Here is an 18,795-nt window from a genome sequence, read left to right on the forward strand (position 1 = left end):
AAGCTCCGCCCACCAATTTAGCCTCTCTCTGCCATGTCTCCCATTCTCGATATTGAGCACCTGACCAAGCGCTACGCCCGCACCACGGCTGTGCAGGACCTTTCGCTGAGTGTGCCCGCCGGCAGCGTGTTTGGCCTGCTCGGGCCCAACGGCTCGGGCAAGACCACCACCCTCGGCATTACCCTGGGCGTGCTGCGCGCTACATCCGGCTCGGTGCAGTGGTTTGGGCAGCCGCCTACGCCCGCCGCGCGCCGCCGCGTGGGCGCCCTGCTCGAAACACCGAACTTCTTTCCCTACCTCTCCGCCCGCCAGAACCTGCACATCGCCGCTGACACCAAACGCGTGCCGGCCGCCGGCATCGAGGCGGCGCTGCAAACGGTGGGGCTGACCGGGCGGCAGCACGAGCCGGTGCGTGGCTTTTCGCTGGGCATGAAGCAGCGGCTGGCCCTGGCCTCGGCCCTGCTCGGCGAGCCGGAGGTGCTCGTGCTCGACGAGCCCACCAACGGCCTCGACCCGCAGGGCATTGCCGACGTGCGCCTGCTCATTCAGCGCCTCAGCGCCGAGGGGCGCACCATCATCCTGGCCAGCCACCTGCTCGACGAGGTGCAGAAGGTGTGCACCCACGTGGGCGTGCTGCACCAGGGCCGGTTGCGCGCGGCGGGCCCCGTCAGCCAGATCCTGGCCGCCGCCGACCGCGTGCACCTGCGCCTCGGGCCCGAAGCCGACCCGCAGACGCTGCTGCAGGCGCTGGGCAGCCTCCCCTTCGTGCGAGACGTGGTGCGCGGGTCCGATGGCGGCTGCTCGCTGACCTTGCCCGAGACGCACACAGCTGCCGATCTGAACCGTGCCCTGTTCAGCCAGGGGCTCACCTTGGCCCACCTCAGCACCGAGCGCCGCAGCCTGGAAAGCCAATTTTTAGAATTGGTGAAAAAGGAAGAATGACGACTGGCAACTACTCGGCTTTGTTCCCGCAGTTCAAGCAGTCAGCCGCCCCACGGCTTGGCTCATTCTTCCTTCGTCATTCGTCCTTCCGCATCCATGTTAAAGACCGAACTTCGTAAGCTGCTCCCCTACCGCACGGCCTGGGTTATTCTGTTGCTGTTTACCGCGCTGCTCGCGGCCACGGTGGCCGGCGCGGGCGGGGTCAGCGTCAACGGCTCGCAGCTGGGGCTGGCGCTGTACGCGCTGCCGGGGCTGTGGACCAACCTGGTGTACATCGCCGGCTATTTTTCCCTGCTGCCGGCTTTCTTGCTCATCATGCTCATTACCGATGAGTTTCAGTACCGAACGCTGCGCCAGCAGGTCATCGACGGGGCCTCGCGCGAGCAACTGGTGTTCGACAAGCTGCAGGTGGGCCTGCTGCTCACCGCTTGGTGCGTGGTGTCGGTGCTGGCCGTGGGGCTGTTTTTCGGGCTGACGCGGGCACCGGGCGCCGAGGCCGGGCAGGTGCTGGCCGCCGCCCCCCGGCCGCTGCTGCTGTACGCGGCCCAGCTGACCGGCTACTTGGCGCTGGCGGCGCTGCTGGCCGTACTCATTCGCAAAAGCACGCCCGCCATCGTGGCGCTGCTGCTCTACGTGTGGGTGGTGGAGCGCCTCATCCGCTACTTTCTGCCCGACGCCATCGACCGGTTTCTGCCCGTCAAGGCGCTGGATATCCTCACGCCCTCACCCTTTGCCCAGACGCTCGACACCGTACTCGGCCCCAGCGGCGCCCTGCTACCCGGCGAGGCCGTGCCGGTGGCGCTGGGCTATGCGGCGCTTTTCTGGCTGCTGAGCGTGCTGCTGCTGCGCACCCGCGACCTGTAGCCGCTACCTTTGCTGCTTCCGCGGCTTTTCGCCGACTGCCCAATGCGTATCTCCCCGACTGCTTTTCTTACCGGCGCCCTACTGGCGCTGTCCCTTGCGGCCGCTGCCCAGCAAACCCCTGCGTCCACTGAGCCGGAGCTGACGTTGGGCCGCGAATACCTGGCCGCCAAAAACTACGAAAGCGCTGCCCTGCGCTTGGAAGCCTTGCTGCGGCGGCAGCCGGAGCACGCCGAGGCGCACCTGCTGCTGGGCCAGTGCTACGCGCAACTGGGGCGCCTGCCGGAAGCCCGCGCCGAGCTGGCCCGCGCCGTGACGCTGCACCCTGCCTACGAGCCCCAGGCCGCCGCGCTGCGCGCGCAGGCCGACGCCCAGGCCAACTCAGCGGCCGACGCGCAGACCCGGGGCCAGGCCGAAGCCGCTGCCGTACGCGCCCGTGCCGCCGCGGCCCTGCAGGCGCGGGCCGCGGCGGAAGCCGCTGCCAAAGCCGGCGGCCCCCGCGGCGCGGCGCCGATGGCGGCGGCCCACCTGGTTTACGGCGACTACCTCTGCACCTACAACCTGTGGGATGCGGCGGGCAAGCGCATGAACTTCATCCCCAAAGGCGCCATTCAGCTCAACGCCAACGGCACCTACCGCTACCTCGACGGCGGCGCCCCCGGCCGCTACACCTACGACGCCACCACCCGGCAGCTTACCTGGCTGACTGGTTATTTCGCCGAGCGCGGCAAGCCCAAAACCACATTCTCCGCCGACGACAAGGCCGCGCAGCTCGGCATTGAGTTCAGCACCGCCACGGGCACGCAGAATTGGAGCTGCGGCTGCAACCGCAAGTAGCCCAACGGCTTCCTTCCCGTCGGCAGCACAGAGGAGTAAGAAAGAGTTGCTTGGCCGCCCTTTCGTGGCCGGGGCACCGATTCCGGTATTCTGGCTCCCGGCGGCGCTGGTCAGGGCTGCGGCGGCTCGCGCAGCGCGTTGGCATAGTCGACGAGGCGGGCCAGGTCGCGGGAGCTGCTGAAGCTGAGGCGGTGCTGCCGGGCGTACTGCTCCAGGGCGGCGGCTTCGGCCCGGAAATAGGCCAGCAGATGCCGGCGCGGGTTGCGCAGGGGCAGCACCTCACCGCTTGCCGTGCACAGAAAGAACTGGCTACGGGCCGTCACGTAGTAGCCCACGGTGCCCCTGGGCAGCGCCGCCCCGCTGTAAGTGGGCATGAACATCGGGTCGGCGGCCGAAACGGCGCGCTCAATCAGGGACTGCCGGCGCAGCAGCAGCACCGGTCCCCGGCTTAGCTGCTCGAAGAAGGCGGGGGTGCGGTAATCGGCGTAATCGTAGCCGTGGTTCCAGGGCAGCGAGCGGAACAGGCGGGTGCGCAGGGTATCGGGCGGCCGCTCGCGGGCCACCACGGCCGGCACCCAAGCCGAGCCGGCGGAAGCGTAGCCCCGGCGGGGTTCGGAAAAGTCGCGTGCTTGTTCGAAGTAGTCGCCCGGATGGTTTAGTTCGCCGCGCACGGCGAAAGCCGCCACGCTCATGGCCGCCACGGTGCGCACCGTGCGGTCGGGCAGGTGCACCAGCAGCACGTCGCGCTCGGCGTACAAGGTCAGCGGGCCGCGCAGTGTGTCGCCGGAAGTGAGCAGCACCGTGCTGCCGGCAAACTCCTGCACCAGGGCGCGCTGCGCGTGCGCCGCCGGCCGCAGCGCCGCCAATCCGAGCCCCGCTAAAGCGCACAGAACGAACGGTTTCATGACCCAAATAAGATACGAAGAAACGGGCACAAAAAAGCCCGCTCCCCTTCCGGGCAGCGGGCTTTTTTACGGGCGCGGGCGGGCCGGCTTGCCCGCGCCCGGCGTAAGCCGGGGCTACTCCGTCGGCAGCATCTCGGCGGCCGTCTGGGCCGGGTGCGGGCCGCGGTCTTTGGTCAGGATGGTATGGCCCAGCTTGTCGCGCTTGGTGGTCAGGTACCGCTCGTTGTGCTCGTTGGGCAGCACTTCGATGGCCACCGTGTCCACGATTTCCAGCCCGTAGCCGATCAGGCCGGTGCGCTTGCGGGGGTTGTTGGTGAGCAGGCGCAGCTTGCGCAGGCCCAGGTCGCGCAGGATCTGGGCACCCACGCCGTAGTCGCGCTCATCCATGCCGAAGCCCAGCTCCAGGTTGGCTTCCACCGTGTCGCGGCCCTGCTCCTGCAGCTTATAGGCCCGCAGCTTGTTCAGCAGGCCGATGCCGCGCCCCTCCTGGTTCATGTACACCAGCACGCCCTTGCCTTCGCGCTCGATCTGCTGCATGGCGTGGTGCAGCTGCGGGCCGCAGTCGCAGCGGCAGGAGCCGAAGATGTCGCCGGTGACGCAGCTGCTGTGCACGCGCACCAGCACGGGCTCCTCGCCCGAGATGTCGCCTTTTACCAGGGCCAGGTGCTGGGCGCCAGTGCTGCGCTGGGTATAAGCCACCAGGTCGAAGTCGCCCCACTGGGTGGGCATTTTCACCGATATTTCGCGGTCGATGAGGCTTTCTTGCTGCAGGCGGTACTTGATCAGGTCCTGCACCGAAATCAGCTTCAGGCCCCAGCGGTTGGCTATTTCGCGCAGCTCGGGCAGACGGGCCATTTCGCCGTCCTCCTTCAGGATTTCCACCAGCACGCCGGCGGGCTCGAAGCCGGCCAGGCGGGCCAGGTCGATGGCCGCTTCGGTGTGGCCGGCGCGGCGCAGCACGCCTTCCTTGCGGGCCTTGAGCGGGAAAATGTGGCCGGGCTTGCCCAGCTCCTCGGGCTTGGTCTCGGGGTCGATAAGCGCCAGAATGGTTTTGGAGCGGTCCGACGCCGAAATACCGGTGGTCACGCCGTTCTTCAGCAAGTCGATGGACACGGTGAAGGGCGTCGCGTGCAGGGCCGTGTTGCGGCCCACCATCAGCTCCAGCCCCAGCGCCTCGCAGCGGTCCTCGATGAGCGGGGCGCACACCAGACCGCGGCCGTGGGTGGCCATAAAGTTGATGACTTCGGGGGTGGCGCAGCGGGCGGCGCAGATAAAGTCGCCTTCGTTTTCGCGGTCTTCGTCGTCCACTACCACGACCACTTTGCCGGCGCGGATGTCGGCAATGGCGTCTTCGATGGGGTCAAGCATGGCTTGCGGGAAAGGGCGGCCGGTGAGAGAATCGGCCGCGGTGGGGGGTTTGGGCTGACAACCGCCAGCGGCCCCGCAAAGTTAGCCGACCGGCCGGAATCATTGGTGCCGTTTCCCAAACACTCGTTAGGCAGCCTGTTGACGGCGCAGCCGGCCCTCCGCTACTCTTTCACCGCCGGCGGGTGCGCCGCCCGTGCCCCGCGCCCCGCGCCGAATACCGTTCGTATTCCTCGCCCTCCCACTCGTGCAGGCCAGCGCTCCGAAAAACGGCGCGCAAGAGTTCCAGCTGCTCGGGCCGGCAATCCACGTGCAGGTTTCCGTACCGGCAGAGGGAAGCCACGCAATCGTCGGTGCCCGGCGCAAACAATATGTATTCGGGCGCGGCGCCATCGTAGCGGCTGATGCGGAAGAGCACCCGCATGAATTCGGCGGTAGCGGCCAGCGGAATCTGGTAGGCGCCGCGGTAGGTGGGCGCCGCCCCCCAGGCCGCGAGCCGGCGCCGGGCCAGCTGTACCGGGCGGTACGGGTGGCGGGGGTTGCCCAGCAGCGGCTTCGCTTGAAACGGCAGGCAGCGCCAGTAATCTGCGCCCAATTTGCGCAGCACCAGCCGCCACGCGGCTTCCAGCTGGCCCGGCAACGCTACCGGCGGGTACAGCACCAGGCTGCGCACGGGCAGGTCCGGCGTTGCCAGCAGCTCCGGCTCGAAACCCATTTCAATGGCTTCGGCGGCCGGGTAGTCCTCGTCGAGGTAGCCGCGCTGCAGGCGGGCGGCCTGGCTGCGGAGCAAAGGTTGTTGCAGGGCTTCTGCGCGCGTGATAAGCTGGACGCTGGCGTTCATTTCCTTCGGGGGTTGGGCGGGCCTAAAGGTACCAGCACCGGGCCGGACCTGGACCACCATCGTCCCAGCGGCGGCGCTGGGACGATGCCCGTTCGCCTGCTTTGCCGGCGGCGACACTGTTAAGCCCGCGGCTGGCTACGCCAGCGCGTACTCAGCCTCTGCCTGCTCCACGTCCCGTAGCTGCCGGCGGGTCACGGCCAGGGTGAGCAGCAGCAGCACAGCCGCCAATCCGGGCAAAATCCCAATAGGATTGAAGGGAAACAGCGGGAAGCTGAACAGCATCTGCAGCAGCGCCAGCCCCACCAAGGGACGCTCCAGGGCTGGCGCACCGCTTGCCGCCCAGCGCCGGATAACGTGCAACGACAGCCCGCTGATGAGCAGCAGCACCGCCCCGAGCTGCAGCAGGGCGTACAGGCGCAGGGTGTACTCGAACTTGCCCTCCGCGAACCGCAGCACGTTCACCAGGCTCACGGCAAACATGTGGGCCCACATGTGCACGAAGGCCGTGGCGGGACCCAAACTCAGGCCGGCCAGCAAGGTAAGCGACACGGGCCGGCGGCTCCGGTGGCCGACCCAGTAGGCGAAGCCCACGGCGAATAGCAGCGACAGGGCCAGCACGGAAAGGTCGATGACGGTCGTTTGACCCATTTTAGGCGTTTGGGCCATGGGATGTAGAAGTGGGTTGGGAAGGCAAGAATAGGTATTCATAGCCCTCCAAACCAGCCATTCACATCATCGTGTGAGGGTCATCGGCAGCCCCGTTCAGCCCTGCAGCAGCTCCGCCAGCCGGCCGGTGGTGCCCTCCCAGGTGTACCGCGCGCGCACGAACTCGCGGCCGTGCGCGGCCAGCCCCTCGGCTTCCAGCGGGTGCTCCAGCAACTGGCAGATGCTCTCGGCCAGGCCCGCGGTGTCGGCCCCCACGAGCAGGTGCTGGCCGGGCGTGCCGCCCAGGGCGTTGTTGGCCAGCGGAGTGGTCACGCTGGGGCGGCCCATGGCCATGGCTTCGAGCAGCTTGTTCTGCAGGCCGGTGCCGGTGCGCATGGGCGCCACAAACACGCGGGCCGCGGCGTAGGCGGTGCGGATATCGGGCAGCCAACCGCTGACTTTGACGTGCTCGGACTGCAGCGCCAGCACCCGGGCCGCGGGCGTGGTGCCCGCCAGCAGCAGCCGCGCCTCGGGGTGGCGCTGGCGCACCGCCGGCAGAATCTGCTCGGCCAGCCACGCGGCCGCTTCCACGTTGGGGTGGTAGGCCATGTTGCCGCAGAACACCAGCTCAAAGGAATCCTCGGCCGCGACGGCGCCAGGGCGGAAAAATTCGGTGTCGATGCCGTTGGGCACCACCTGAATGCGCTGCCGCTGCTCGTGGTCGATGAGCTGCCGGTCCTGGTCGCTGATGATGGTGTGGTGCTGAAACCAGTCGAAGGCCCGGGCCTCGTACTGCTGCAGGCGGCGCGCCTCCAGGGCCATGACGGGCCGCTGCCAGGCCGGGGCCTTGTCGGCCCAGCGCGCCATGCCGGTCGAAAACACGTCCATGTAATCGAGCGTGAAGGGCACGGCGCGGGCGTGCGGCCGGGCGTATTCGGCCATGCGGATGAGCTGGCAGTAGCCGCGCTCGGGCCGAAACGCGCGCACTACCTCCGCCAGGCGGCGCTGGGCGGCGCGGTCGTGGAAGTAGCCTACCTGAAAGGGCTGGCCCTGCAAGCCGGCCAGGGCCATGTTGGCGGCGATGCCGGGCTTCTGGAGCCGGTGCACGTGCACGCCGCCCCGGCACAGCGGCGCCACGGCCGCGTGGGCCTCGGGCGTCACGTCTTCGTCGCTGAGGGCAAACAGGCACACCTCAAAACGGCGCGCCAGGTAGCGCAGCTGGTGGAAAGCGCGGAGCTTGTCGCCCTTGTCGAGCGGAAAAGGAAAGCGGGACAGCAGAACCAGTAGCTTCATCGGGGCGGCAAAGCTACGCCTTCGCCCGCCCCGATGCGCTGGTACAGCTCCACAAAGCGCTGCACGACCTGGGTATTGTCGTAGAGCAGCCGAGCGGTGCGCTGAGCGGCCTCGCCCACGCCGCGGTGGCAGAACTCGCCGTGGTAGTAGCGGCTCAACTGCTGAATCCACTGGCTGGCTTCGTCGCACACCAGGATGTCGTGCAGGTGGCGCACGGCAATGCCCTCGGAGCCCACCCCGGTGCTGATGATGCACTTGCCCAGGGCCATGCCCTCGATGATCTTGACGCGCATGCCGCCGCCGGAGAGCAGGGGCACGATCATCACCTCGTGCTGCTGCATGAACTCTGCCGCCGAGGCCACAAAGCCGTGCACGCGCACGCCGGGCAGGCTGAGCCGCTCAATGTGGGCGGGCATGTTCTTGCCGGCCACGTGCAATTCCAGCTCGGGGTGCTGCTTTTTGGCCTCGGGCCACACGTACTGCAGAAACCACTCCAGCCCCTCCACGTTGGGGCGCCAATCCAGGGAGCCGAGGAAGAACAGGGTTTTGGGCTTGGATTTGATGGCCGGGTCGAGCTGAAAACGCGTCAGGTCCACGCCGGCCGGGATGAACACCACCGGCTCCTGGCAGCCGAGCTGGCGCAGGCGGCGCTGGTCGGGCTCGGTGATGGCCGCCACGGCCGAGAACCGGGGCAGAAACCGCGCCTCGAAGCGTTTCAGGCGCCGGGCCAGGTGGCGCAGGTAGCCGGCTTTGATGGTTTGCCGCTCGTTCCGGGCCAGCTGGTCCCAGATTTCGTGCTCCACGTTGTGGGCGCGCAGCACGGTGGGCACGCCGGGCGCCACGCGCCGCACCACGTCCACGTACCAGGCCACGAAAGTGCCCTCCATCTGCACCACATCGAAGGGCTCCGCCGTAAGCAGTTCCGCGAGCTTGGCGGCCACGTCCTCCGACATGAAGCGCTCCACGTTGTAGGGCAGCTGGCTGAGCATCAGGTTGCGCAGCGCCTTCAGCGGCGAAAGGCTGGTATCCACGTCCACCGTCACCAGGCGCACGTTGGGACCGAGGTGGGCCAGCGCGTCGGCGGGCTGGCGGTGCTTGGGCGTATTCAGGGCCAGCACCGTCACCGTGTGGCCGGCGCGGGCCAGGCCGGCTGCCACGTCGTACATGGCAATGGCGCCGCCGTCGGTCGGCGGAAACGGGACACGGGGGCAAAGCTGAAGTACGTTCACAGACCGAGACGGCTAAGCAAGTGGACCACAAAGATAAGGAGGCAGCGAGGTGATTCGGTAGCCCGGGCCCCCCGCATAAAACCAGAACGTTATCCTGAGCAAAGCGAACCGCCGGCGACGAAGTCAAGAACCTTGCTCGAACCTTGTCCTGACTGCGCAGCGCACCCCCTGACGCCCAATCGTCCGGGCCGCGGTGGCTCGGCAGGGCCGATGGGTGACTGCTCGTGGTTGGCAGCGGTGGTGCAGGTTCGCGGAAGGTTGTTCGGCTGCGCCTCAGGATGACGTTCTGTTCTGATGCCAGCGTATCCCTTCTCCCTCACCCTACCGCCGCAGCTCGCGCACCACGGCAAAGATCTGCTCGTCGGTGCCGAGCAGCAGCAGCACGTCGCCCTGGCTAGGGCGCAGGTCGGCGGGCGGGCTTACGCGGAAGTGGCCGGCGTGGTCTTTCAGGCCGATAACGGTGGCGCCGGTGCGGGAGCGGACTTCCAGCTCGCGGATGGAGCGGCCGCGCAGATCGGGCCGCAGGTCCTGAAACGCCAGCTCTTCCAGGCGCAGGCGGTTGGGGCCCAGACCGCTGATCATTTCCAGGAAGCGAATGACCTCCGGGCGCATCACCAGGTTGGCCATGTGCGAGCCGCCGATTTCATCGGGCATTACTACTGAGTCGGCGCCGGCGCGCAGCAGCTTGCTTTCCGAGGTTTTGAGCGAGGCGCGGGCAATGATTTTCAGCTGCGGGTTCAGCTCCCGGGCCGTCAGGGTCACGAACACGTTGTCGGCATCCTTGGGCAGGGCCGAAATCAGGGCGGTGGCCCGCTCGATGCCGGCCTGGCGCAGCGTGTCGTCGGCGGTGGCGTCGCCAAACACCACCGGCACCGCATCGGCGCCCAGGGTTTCGGCGGCGGCGCGCATCAGTTCCTGGTCCTGCTCCACGATGACCACCTTGGCCCCGTTGGCGCGCAGCTCGTGGTAGGCTTTGCTGCCGTTGCGCCCGAAGCCGCAGACGATGACGTGGCCCTGGATGTGGCGGATTTCCTGATCGGTCATAAACATCTTAAACAAGTTGCGCAGCTCGCCGTCGAAGAGGTACTGGGTGAGCACCGACACGAGGTAGGCCACCACCACCAGGTTGTACATGATGTAGAGGGAGACGAACAAGCGCCCACCCGCCGAAAGCGGGTGTACCTCGCCGAACCCCGTGGTGCTCACCGTGATGATGGTCATGTAGAAGGCCTCCATCAGGGTGTAGCCCTCGATGGCCACGAAGCCGATCATGCCGATGCCCAGGCTGAGCACCGTCAGAATAATGGCCAGCATGAGCCGGCTAAGGTTGGCGCGTTTCCACATATTGCGTGGCACGAAGGTAGCGGGCGGCGTCAGAGTTGCCGCATCCGCTTCTGCTTTGCGGTGTGGATTCCGGGGGCGCGGCGCATCCAGTAGCCAACACCACTCCTAACCACGTGCTGCCGATGCACAAACGCGCCCCTTTGTTGTCCGTCCTCATCAGTGTTCTGCGGGCCATGAGTGCCCAGGATCAGGATGACTTTTTGGTGCCCTCCGAAGGCTACTTCACCAGCTACACACATACCCAGGACTACCACCCGGCGGTACGAAAAGCGCTGCTGAGTGACCTGAGCGTCACCCCGCTGGCCCGGGTCATCGTGCTGCCTTCCTTTGCCCCGGAATACGTCATTTCCGTGGAAATCACGCAGGGCCAGCCGACGCTGTGGTACCGGCAAACCAGGCAGCAGATCTGGGGCCAGCTGCAGCGGCAGGAAGGTGCCCCCGCGCAAGTCGATACCCATTTCATTGCCATAGCGCCCGAAACGGCCGCGGCCATCGGCTATGCCCTCAACCGGGCCGTGGATCAGGCGCACTACCCGGCGCCCCGCCAGACGATGCGCTCCGACGGCACCACCTTCCACTGCCTGACCTTTCGGGCCGGTATCGGCTTACGCGGCGGCAGCACCTGGTCGCCGGCGGCCGGCACCTCCATGGCGGCCCTGGCGGAGCTGGTGGACGGGCTCCGAAGGCTGGCAAAGCAGGACGCGCAGGTGACCGAAGCCGCGCTGCTGGCGCAGGCCAATGCCCTGACGGCGCGCCTGAAATAGCAGCGGCTGCTAGCTTTGCGGCCGGCACGCCGCGAGTGCCGGTTATTGTATTGGTTGCTATGTCGCCGGCTTACCCCTTCCTCCCCAAATCCAACCGCTTTCTGCTGCCGGGCCAGTTCTGGGCCATTCCACTCAGCTCCGGGCGCTTCGCCTGCGGCCGGGTGCTCGACGTGCCGCCCGCCGAGGAAAAAAGCCTGCGGGAGTTTTACGCGGGCCTGATGGACTGGGTCGGCGACGCCCCACCGACCCACGAGAGCATCGCCGGCAGCCGCATCATCGAGCAAGGCCTGGCCCACATCAAAACCATCACTTCCCGCAACGCCCTGATTCTGGGCTGCCGGCCGTTTGAGCTGGACTCCCTGGAGCTGCCCTTCACAGTGGAGTGCAGTTGCTGGTCGCCGGGCACGGTGGTCATGCAGGGCTACCGAGCGGTGCGCTACAGTCGCCGGGAGGAGCATCCGGGCCTCCCCAGCCCTGTGGCGGCTAACAGTGCCCGCCCTGCCGAGGCGCTGCCGGTGCAGTCGACCTGGGGCTACAGCGTCATTTACGGGCGGGCCGAAAAGCATTTCGGCGCCCGCTGATGCCCCGGCCGGCCCAGCCTACCTTGAGATAATCGTCCCCAGCAGCGCGGCCAGCTGCATGTCCAGCTGCTTGAGGCTCTTGAAGATGGCCATCTGGGCCAGGTATTCTTCCACGTTGCCGGGGCCCAGGGAGTTCATGGTGGCCAGGCAGTCGGCCAGCTCGCGCTCCACGTTGCACTTGTTCAGGCGCAGGATGGCGTTTTCGCAGGCCTGCTGCAGCATGTCCAGCTCGCGCGGCACGTAGATGGAGTGCGTAATCCAGTTCGGACTCAGCTCGTGGGGCTCGGTTACCAGGTCGCTGATGGCGGCGCGGATGTCGGCGCGCTCGTGGCGCACCAGCTCGCGGGCATCGGGAAAGCGGCCGGCCTGCACGGCTTCGTGGCAGAGGTGCAGCAAATCGGCGTAGAGCGGGGTACGAAACGGCGTCTCGTCGACCTGCCCGAGCAGGTAGGTGGCCACCGTCAGGTCGTCGGCCACTGGCTGCGAGGGGTAGTTCAGGATCAGGCGCACCACTTCCCGCTCGCAGCTCTGCTGCACGTCGGGCACCGGGTCGTTGTCGAGGGCGTCGCCGGTGGGCTCGTCCTCGTCGACGAAGCCGTACGCCTCGGGCGGCAGCTCGTCGTCGTAGCCGGGGCTGGTGGCCGGGGCCGGGCGGGTGCCGCCGAGCCCGGTCAGCTGGCCGCCGGGCTGCACGGCCGCGCCGCTGTTGGCGGCGCTGTCCGGACGATTATTGGCGCTGTTGGGTCCGTGGCTGTAGCCACGGCTGCCTCCCCCGGCCGCGCCGCTCCCGCCACCGGGCCGCGGGCCGGGCGCCGACTGCTTTACCTGCTTGTTGTAGGCGTCGATGAGCACCTGCTCGTCGATGCCGAAGGTGGCGGAGGTTTGCTGCAGAAACACCTGGCGCTTCAGCGGATCGGGCACCTTGGCAATGCTTTGCAGCACCTCGCGGATGGCCTCGGCCTTCTTCACCGGGTCCTGGGCAGCCTCGCGGGCTACTAGGCGGGTTTTGAAGCTGATGAAGTCCTGCGAGTTCTGCTCCACGAACTCGCGGAAGCGCTTGTCGCCCACCTTGCGGATGTAGGAGTCGGGGTCGTCGCCGTCGGGGAAGAGCACCACGCGCACGTTCAGCCCGTTTTCCAGGATGATGTCGAGCCCGCGCAGGGCCGCCCGGATGCCGGCCGCGTCGCCGTCGTAAAGCACCGTCACGTTGTCGGTGTAGCGCCCGATCAGGCGAATCTGGCCCTCGGTGAGCGAGGTGCCCGAGGAGGCCACTACGTTCTTGACGCCGCCCTGGTGCAGGCTGATCACGTCGAGGTAACCTTCCACCAGGTAGCACAGCTCCTCCTGCCGGATGGCTTGCTTGGCCTGAAACAGGCCGTACAGCACGTCCGACTTGTGGTATATCTCCGACTCGGGCGAGTTCAGGTACTTGGCGCCGGCTTTTTCATCGCGGCGCAGGGTGCGCGCCCCGAAGCCCACCACGCGGCCCGAAATGTTGTGAATCGGGAACATCACCCGGCCGCGGAACCGGTCGTAGCGGCGCCCGTCCTCCTCGCGCTTGATGACGAGGCCGGTTTTCTCCAAGTACTTCACGTCGAAGCCCGCCTGCTGGGCCGAGTTGAGCACGTCGTCCCACTTGTCCAGCGAGTAGCCCAGCTCGAAGGTTTCGATGGTCTGCTGGTTCAGGCCCCGCTCCTTGAGGTAAGCCCAGCCGATGCTTTCGCCCTCCTCCGAGTCCTGCAGCAGAGTTTTGTAGCGGTTTTTGGCCCAATCGGACACGATGTACTGCGAGTCCCGCTCGTTCTGGGCCAGCTGCTGCTCGGGGGTGCGCTCCTCCTCCTTGATTTCGACGCCGTACTTCTTGGCCAGCCACTTGATGGCCTCCGGGTAGCTCACCGACTCGATGTCCATCACGAAGCGCACCACGTCGCCGGCCTTGCCGCAGCCGAAGCACTTGTAGATGCCCTTGGCCGGCGCCACCGAAAACGAGGGCGACTTTTCGTGGTGGAAGGGGCAGCAGGCCCACATGTTCTGCCCCTTCTTCTTTAGGGAGACAAAGTCGCCCACGACCTCCACGATGTCGGCGTAGTGGAGGACCTGGTCGATGGTTTCTTTGGGGATGAGGGCCAAAACGTAGGGGCAATAGGGCGTGAGGAGGCGAGCGGGACTGCAAAACTACCGACAAAGTCCCGGCCCCGCTTAAAAGTTACGGCTGGCGGTGGTTTCGGGAATGATGACCACGTAGTCGTAGCCCAGCAGCACGGCCTGCTGCTCCTGATCGGGCACGGGCAGGCCTCGGTAGAGCATGGCGCGGCGCATCGGCCGCACATCGAACACCTGCCACGTGGTCCCGGCGGGCGTGGCGGCCATGAACGGGCGGAGCATGGCCTCGTCGGCGGCGGAGTAGCGGCCGCTGTTCTGGCTGAAGTCGTCCGGGTTCTGGCCCGTCACCTTGCCGCCCTGCTTGCCCATGATGAAAATGTGCAGGCTTTTCTGGTCGTGGGCGTCGGCCAGGTTGGCGGCCAGGTTGCCCACGTCGTAGATGTCGCCCCACACGCTGCGGCCGCGGGCCAGGTGGTTGGCGCCGAACTTAAACAGCGCGGACGGCAGCGGCTGCCCGGCCGTCTGGTAGGGCTGCAGCTCCTCCAGCAGGTTGCGCTTCATCAGGTTGATGCGGGTCTGGTGGGCCGTGGGCTTGCCGGCGGCGTTGGCCTGGAAGATGCCGTAGCTGGCCTCCAGGTCCTGCAGCATGCGGCGCACTTCGGGCCGCTCGGTGCGGGCCAGGGTGCGCAGGCTGTCGAGCAGGGTGGCGCGCAGGCTGTTGATGGTCATGCGCCCGTACTGGCCCGTGACCAAGGCGGCACGGTCCTGGGCCTGCGCCCGGGCCGAGAGCTGCTGCAGGTAAGTGCGCGTCGTCTTGCTTTTGGCCGCATCGGCCATGAGGGCAAACAGGCGCCCCGGCGTGGCATAGCCCACCTGCTCCACGCCCACCAGCGCCGTGCCCTGCGCCCGCAGCGCCCGGGCCAGCTCAAACTCCTCGGCCCAGCTGTAGAACGACAGGTTCATCGGGTGCTGGCGCGAAAACGCCGCCGGCAGGCCGGGCTGCGCGGCCAGGCGGCTCAGGTCGCGGGCCTGGTACCGGTCGATTTCGGCCACGTACACTTTCGGCTGCAGCACCTGGGCCACGGCCTGCGTGAAGGCGGGAATCTCGGCCAGGCCGTGGTCTTCGCCGATGAGCACCCAGGCGCTTTCCCGGATGTCCTGCTGCAGCTTGTCCCAGCCCGGCCCGCTCAGCTGCGTGCCCGTGGCCGTGAGCGGCGCCTGGTACTTGCGCATCAGCCGCACAAAGGCCGTATCGGCGGGCGCCGGGGCCTGGGCGCGGGCGCCGCTACCCACGGCTATACTACCTGCTACCCCCAGCCACATCCCGACGGCCCGGCCCTTCGCCGCAGCTTTGATAATCTGTTGCAACATGTCGATTGGTAATTACCAGCTTAAGAAATGCCCGAATATAGGGGCCGCCCGCCCAGGCGGGTTGCCGGGGGCACCGGCAACCCTCGCCGGCCTTTTCCGGTTTTCAGGGCACGGCCCCGTGCGTTTCGGGGTTATCTTTGCCGGATGGTGGCCCGTCTGGCCGCCCCAAGTTTGCCATGAGCATCACGAAAGAAGCTGTACTGAAAGCCCTGAGCTACGTGGAGGAGCCTGATTTGGGCAAGGACCTCGTTACGCTCAATATGATTGAGGACGTGCAAGTTGACGGCAAGAACGTATCGTTCACCGTCGTGCTGACTACGCCCGCCTGCCCGCTCAAAGAGCTGATTCACAACGCCTGCGTGCGCGCCATTCACACGATGGTGGACAAGGACGCCGAGGTGACAGTGAACATGACCTCGCGCGTGACGACCATGCGCCAGAACCGCGACATCCTGCCCGGCGTCAAAAACATCGTGGCCGTGGCCTCGGGCAAGGGCGGCGTGGGCAAGAGCACCGTCACGGCCAACCTGGCGGTGGCCCTGGCCCGCACCGGCGCCAAGGTCGGCCTGATCGACGCCGACATTTCGGGCCCGTCGATGCCGGTGATGTTCGGCGTGGAGGACGCCCGCCCGCACGTGTTTCAGACCGAAGACGGCCGCAACCTCATCGAGCCCATCGAGCGGTTCGGCGTCAAAATCATGAGCATTGGCTTCCTGGCGCCGGCCGAGTCGGCCATCGTGTGGCGCGGCCCCATGGCCTCGTCGGCGCTCAAGCAGTTCATCACCGAGGTGGACTGGGGCGAGCTGGACTACCTGCTGCTCGACATGCCCCCCGGCACCTCCGACATTCACCTGACCATGGTGCAGACGCTGCCCGTCACGGGGGCCGTCATCGTGACCACGCCGCAGAAAGTGGCGCTGGCCGACGCGCAGAAGGGCCTGCAGATGTTCCGCCAACCGCAGATCAACGTGCCGGTGCTCGGCGTCATCGAGAACATGGCCTGGTTTACCCCGCTGGAGCTGCCCGACAACAAATATTACATCTTCGGGCAGGGCGGCGGCGCGGCGCTGGCGCAGAAGCACGAAGTGCCCTTGCTGGGCGAGATTCCGCTGGTGCAGGGCATCCGCGAAAACGGCGACCAGGGCATCCCGGTGGTGCTGCAGGCCTCGTCGCCGGTAGCGGCGGTGTTCGAGCAGCTGGCCGAGGCAGTAGCCCGACAGGTGTCGATCCGCAACAACGTGGCCCCGCGCACGCAGGTGGTCGAAATGAAGTAAACGGCTGTAAGTGCCGCGAATGTGCGAACTTCGTGGCCCGGCCAAGTGTCTCGTAAGTATGTCTGCAACCGCCACCTTGTTTGAACACCCGCTGCTGTCGCGCATCGAGCAAGCCCTCGACGGCATCCGCCCCTACCTGGAAGCCGACGGCGGCAACGTACGCGTGCTCGACATCACCGAGGACATGGTGCTGCGCCTGGAGCTGATGGGCGCCTGCGGCACCTGCCCCATGTCGCCGATGACGCTGAAAGCCGGCGTGGAAGAATCGGTGAAGCGGGCCGTGCCCGAAATCCGGGCCGTGGAGGCTGTCAACGTGGCCACCGCGCCGCAGCCCGCCGGACAGGAAGGCCGCCCGCAGCCGCCCACGCCGGTCCCGACGCCCAACTAGGTTCGGTTTTCGTTATTGGTTGTTCGTTTTTCGAACGTGCCCGCCTAACATCAGCGCGCCCCGCTTCTGCCGGTTTCGGCGGAGGCGGGGCGCGCTGATGTTAGGCATAGCCAGCCACCCGGCTTTCGATTACCGGTACTCGCTGGGAATTTCCGCAATGGGCCGAATCCGGATATTGCGGAAGTAGGCTTCGGCGCCCTCCGACTGCAGCTGAATCTTGCCGGTGGTCAGCGGCCCCTGCGTGTCGTTTGGCTGCCGTTCCCGGGAGTTTTCCAACACCATGACCACCTGCCCGTTGACGACGTGCAGGCTTTTCTGGCCCAGGCAGATCAATTCCACGGTGTTCCACTGGCCAAAGGGTTTCTCGTTGTTGTGGCTGCGCCGGCAATGCACATCCGGGCTATACAGGCCAAAAGACCGTAAGGGCGCCGCCGGATCGTAGATCCAGTTTGTGGCGTTGTCCTGCGTGCGGTAGGCCGCTTTGATGTCGACCCCCGTGCCGATGGGGAAATAGTCGCCCATGTCGGTTTCCTGAATTTGCAGCTCTTGGGAGAGCATCCACGCGTTCCAGAAAGCACCCTGGTTTCCCCGGGCGTGGTACAAAATGCCGGTGTCGCGCTTCTCATTCAAGCGCGGCTCGTACTTGCGCGTGCCCCATTTGACCTCGGCTTTCAAATGATAGTTGCCGTACTCCTGCCGGGTGCTCAGCCCGCCGTAAATCTGCCCGGAAATCCGCAGCACGGGCTGTCCGTTCTCCGTGATGACCTTGAATACCTCCAGCGGGTCGTTGTTGAGGCCCAGTGGAATGCCGTTCATGCCGTCGCCGCTCGGGTGGCCGGGAATATTCACGGTGTAGTGTGGCACCCCGACAAACTTCTCCCATCGGCTCAGGCTCTGGTCCAGCAGGCTGGTCCACAAGTAGGTGGGGGTCGACTTGGGCGTCAGGGCCCGCTGCGAAAGACCACTGGCGTAGCGGATGCCGCCCAGTAGGTGCTGCAGAAACAGGGGTTCCCGGTAGCTGTCGTCGGTATGGCCGCCGGCGGTGTAAAAGGCGCGCCCGTTTTGGTAACTGTGATACCAGGCAATGGGGTGCTCCGCGCCGTGAATACCGCCGGAATAACTCTGCTCGTTTATGTTCGCCAATACCTGAACGCCGGGATTTAAATTCCGGAAATTATACCACTCGTCGGTTCGGGGCCAGGCATCGGGCAGCATGACGGTAGCATCGTGGTTTTTATCCACGACTTCCACGGTAGCCGGCTGAATGGCCGGGTGCCCATCAAAGTACGCCCCCACCAGGCCGTTGTACCAAGGCCAGTCGTACTCGGTATCGGTAGCAGCATGCACGCCGACAAAGCCGTTGCCGGCTTTAATGTATTCTTCGAAGGCGCGTTGCTGCGCATCGTTTAGTACGTCGCCGGTAGTGCTCAGAAAAACCACCGCCTTGTACTTCGCCAGAGTAGCCTGGGTGAAATTAGCGGCGACCCTGGTGGTATCGACCTGGATATTATTATCGGCGCCCAACTTCCGCAGGGCTTCAATAGCGACTGGAATAGAGCTGTGATAAAAGCCGGCGGTCTTGTAAAACACCAGGACTTTTGGAGCCGGCTCCGGGCTGCGCCCTTTTTCTTTCCGGTCGCAGCCGGAAAGAAAGCAGACTGCTAATAAGAAAAGGCCGGCGCGTGCAATTGGTTTCATAGCAATTGAATGTCAAAACAAGACCTCGCCGACCCAACTCCATGTAGCGTTATCCCCTTCACCAGCGTCAATCATAGTAAATATGCTATTCTGCATCGTTGGTACGTCGCCTCAGCAAGCGGAGTTGTGCATCCTGGGCGTTTGCGGTAATACCTCATGTCGCCGATGATGCTGAAAGACAGCGTGAGGGAATCGGTGAAGCGGGCCGTGCCCGAAATCCAGGCTGGGGCAGCCGAGAACAGAGCAACTACGCCGCAGCTGCCCTAGCCCAGACTGACCGCGAATTAGGTGTGGCATTGCTACAACCTCATAGCTATCTGTATCTTGGGGCATGACATGTACGCGGTGTGGCAG

Annotated in this window: 17 protein-coding genes; 7 read left to right on the forward strand and 10 right to left on the reverse strand. The window is 66.1% G+C overall.

Annotation, left to right across the window (positions count from 1 at the left end):
- Positions 1–33 precede the first annotated feature (33 nt).
- From ACYVKQ_RS02160 to ACYVKQ_RS02170, 3 genes are all read left to right on the forward strand, one after another.
- Positions 34–942 (forward strand): ABC transporter ATP-binding protein, encoded by a 909-nt coding sequence (locus tag ACYVKQ_RS02160; protein ID WP_460575144.1) that lies wholly within the window; start codon positions 34–36, stop codon positions 940–942.
- A gap of 96 nt (positions 943–1,038) precedes the next feature.
- Positions 1,039–1,806, forward strand: coding sequence for an ABC-2 transporter permease (locus ACYVKQ_RS02165; protein WP_460575146.1), 768 nt, complete (start codon positions 1,039–1,041; stop codon positions 1,804–1,806).
- A 42-nt stretch (positions 1,807–1,848) separates the two neighbouring features.
- Positions 1,849–2,640 (forward strand): tetratricopeptide repeat protein, encoded by a 792-nt coding sequence (locus tag ACYVKQ_RS02170; protein WP_460575148.1) that lies wholly within the window; start codon positions 1,849–1,851, stop codon positions 2,638–2,640.
- A gap of 110 nt (positions 2,641–2,750) precedes the next feature.
- Here the strand turns inward: ACYVKQ_RS02170 and ACYVKQ_RS02175 are convergent, their stop codons facing one another.
- The 7 genes from ACYVKQ_RS02175 to ACYVKQ_RS02205 form a co-directional block, all read right to left on the reverse strand.
- Complete coding sequence (locus tag ACYVKQ_RS02175) at positions 2,751–3,545, reverse strand: hypothetical protein (protein ID WP_460575150.1); 795 nt, start codon at positions 3,543–3,545, stop codon at positions 2,751–2,753.
- Between the two features lie 114 nt (positions 3,546–3,659).
- Positions 3,660–4,913 carry a bifunctional 3,4-dihydroxy-2-butanone-4-phosphate synthase/GTP cyclohydrolase II gene (locus ACYVKQ_RS02180; protein ID WP_460575152.1) on the reverse strand — a complete coding sequence of 418 codons (1,254 nt, stop codon included), beginning with the start codon at positions 4,911–4,913 and terminating at the stop codon, positions 3,660–3,662.
- A gap of 169 nt (positions 4,914–5,082) precedes the next feature.
- A complete protein-coding gene (locus ACYVKQ_RS02185) occupies positions 5,083–5,751 on the reverse strand; it encodes a hypothetical protein (RefSeq protein ID WP_460575154.1) in 669 nt (222 codons plus the stop codon).
- Positions 5,752–5,886: 135 nt separating this feature from the next.
- Positions 5,887–6,417 carry a hypothetical protein gene (locus ACYVKQ_RS02190; protein WP_460575156.1) on the reverse strand — a complete coding sequence of 177 codons (531 nt, stop codon included), beginning with the start codon at positions 6,415–6,417 and terminating at the stop codon, positions 5,887–5,889.
- Between the two features lie 96 nt (positions 6,418–6,513).
- On the reverse strand, positions 6,514–7,689 hold the full coding sequence (locus tag ACYVKQ_RS02195; protein WP_460575158.1) for a glycosyltransferase: 1,176 nt from the start codon (positions 7,687–7,689) through the stop codon (positions 6,514–6,516).
- The gene (locus ACYVKQ_RS02200; protein WP_460575160.1) at positions 7,686–8,918 is read right to left on the reverse strand and encodes a glycosyltransferase family 4 protein; all 1,233 of its coding nucleotides are present in this window, start codon (positions 8,916–8,918) and stop codon (positions 7,686–7,688) included. The genes ACYVKQ_RS02195 and ACYVKQ_RS02200 overlap by 4 nt, the downstream gene beginning before the upstream one ends.
- A gap of 321 nt (positions 8,919–9,239) precedes the next feature.
- Complete coding sequence (locus ACYVKQ_RS02205; protein ID WP_460575162.1) at positions 9,240–10,232, reverse strand: potassium channel family protein; 993 nt, start codon at positions 10,230–10,232, stop codon at positions 9,240–9,242.
- A gap of 152 nt (positions 10,233–10,384) precedes the next feature.
- Between ACYVKQ_RS02205 and ACYVKQ_RS02210 the strand changes: the two genes are divergently transcribed.
- The gene (locus ACYVKQ_RS02210; protein ID WP_460575164.1) at positions 10,385–11,026 is read left to right on the forward strand and encodes a hypothetical protein; all 642 of its coding nucleotides are present in this window, start codon (positions 10,385–10,387) and stop codon (positions 11,024–11,026) included.
- Between the two features lie 59 nt (positions 11,027–11,085).
- On the forward strand, positions 11,086–11,607 hold the full coding sequence (locus ACYVKQ_RS02215) for an Imm26 family immunity protein (protein ID WP_460575166.1): 522 nt from the start codon (positions 11,086–11,088) through the stop codon (positions 11,605–11,607).
- 18 nt (positions 11,608–11,625) lie between these two features.
- Here ACYVKQ_RS02215 and dnaG read toward each other — a convergent pair whose 3' ends face one another.
- Both dnaG and ACYVKQ_RS02225 read right to left on the reverse strand, forming a co-directional pair.
- A complete protein-coding gene (gene dnaG, locus ACYVKQ_RS02220; RefSeq protein WP_460575168.1) occupies positions 11,626–13,737 on the reverse strand; it encodes a DNA primase in 2,112 nt (703 codons plus the stop codon).
- 69 nt (positions 13,738–13,806) lie between these two features.
- Positions 13,807–15,081 (reverse strand): hypothetical protein, encoded by a 1,275-nt coding sequence (locus ACYVKQ_RS02225; protein WP_460575170.1) that lies wholly within the window; start codon positions 15,079–15,081, stop codon positions 13,807–13,809.
- A gap of 176 nt (positions 15,082–15,257) precedes the next feature.
- Between ACYVKQ_RS02225 and ACYVKQ_RS02230 the strand changes: the two genes are divergently transcribed.
- Entirely contained in the window at positions 15,258–16,355 is a 1,098-nt protein-coding gene (locus tag ACYVKQ_RS02230) for an Mrp/NBP35 family ATP-binding protein (protein WP_460575172.1), read from the forward strand.
- A gap of 58 nt (positions 16,356–16,413) precedes the next feature.
- Positions 16,414–16,743 carry a NifU family protein gene (locus ACYVKQ_RS02235; RefSeq protein WP_460575174.1) on the forward strand — a complete coding sequence of 110 codons (330 nt, stop codon included), beginning with the start codon at positions 16,414–16,416 and terminating at the stop codon, positions 16,741–16,743.
- A gap of 129 nt (positions 16,744–16,872) precedes the next feature.
- On the opposite strand, the gene ACYVKQ_RS02240 is transcribed toward ACYVKQ_RS02235, so the two are convergent.
- The gene (locus ACYVKQ_RS02240; protein ID WP_460575176.1) at positions 16,873–18,441 is read right to left on the reverse strand and encodes a ThuA domain-containing protein; all 1,569 of its coding nucleotides are present in this window, start codon (positions 18,439–18,441) and stop codon (positions 16,873–16,875) included.
- Positions 18,442–18,795: the final 354 nt, after the last annotated feature.

This window comes from Hymenobacter coalescens, from assembly GCF_054783195.1.

Bases quoted from the DNA above. Each gene is read 5' to 3' on its own strand.
- ACYVKQ_RS02160 (WP_460575144.1), top strand. From the start codon at position 34: ATGTCTCCCATTCTCGATATTGAGCACCTGACCAAGCGCTACGCCCGC.
- ACYVKQ_RS02165 (WP_460575146.1), top strand. From the start codon at position 1,039: ATGTTAAAGACCGAACTTCGTAAGCTGCTCCCCTACCGCACGGCCTGG.
- ACYVKQ_RS02170 (WP_460575148.1), top strand. From the start codon at position 1,849: ATGCGTATCTCCCCGACTGCTTTTCTTACCGGCGCCCTACTGGCGCTG.
- ACYVKQ_RS02175 (WP_460575150.1), bottom strand. From the start codon at position 3,545: ATGAAACCGTTCGTTCTGTGCGCTTTAGCGGGGCTCGGATTGGCGGCG.
- ACYVKQ_RS02180 (WP_460575152.1), bottom strand. From the start codon at position 4,913: ATGCTTGACCCCATCGAAGACGCCATTGCCGACATCCGCGCCGGCAAA.
- ACYVKQ_RS02185 (WP_460575154.1), bottom strand. From the start codon at position 5,751: ATGAACGCCAGCGTCCAGCTTATCACGCGCGCAGAAGCCCTGCAACAA.
- ACYVKQ_RS02190 (WP_460575156.1), bottom strand. From the start codon at position 6,417: ATGGCCCAAACGCCTAAAATGGGTCAAACGACCGTCATCGACCTTTCC.
- ACYVKQ_RS02195 (WP_460575158.1), bottom strand. From the start codon at position 7,689: ATGAAGCTACTGGTTCTGCTGTCCCGCTTTCCTTTTCCGCTCGACAAG.
- ACYVKQ_RS02205 (WP_460575162.1), bottom strand. From the start codon at position 10,232: ATGCTGGCCATTATTCTGACGGTGCTCAGCCTGGGCATCGGCATGATC.
- ACYVKQ_RS02210 (WP_460575164.1), top strand. From the start codon at position 10,385: ATGCACAAACGCGCCCCTTTGTTGTCCGTCCTCATCAGTGTTCTGCGG.
- ACYVKQ_RS02215 (WP_460575166.1), top strand. From the start codon at position 11,086: ATGTCGCCGGCTTACCCCTTCCTCCCCAAATCCAACCGCTTTCTGCTG.
- ACYVKQ_RS02225 (WP_460575170.1), bottom strand. From the start codon at position 15,081: ATGTTGCAACAGATTATCAAAGCTGCGGCGAAGGGCCGGGCCGTCGGG.
- ACYVKQ_RS02230 (WP_460575172.1), top strand. From the start codon at position 15,258: ATGAGCATCACGAAAGAAGCTGTACTGAAAGCCCTGAGCTACGTGGAG.
- ACYVKQ_RS02235 (WP_460575174.1), top strand. From the start codon at position 16,414: ATGTCTGCAACCGCCACCTTGTTTGAACACCCGCTGCTGTCGCGCATC.
- ACYVKQ_RS02240 (WP_460575176.1), bottom strand. From the start codon at position 18,441: ATGAAACCAATTGCACGCGCCGGCCTTTTCTTATTAGCAGTCTGCTTT.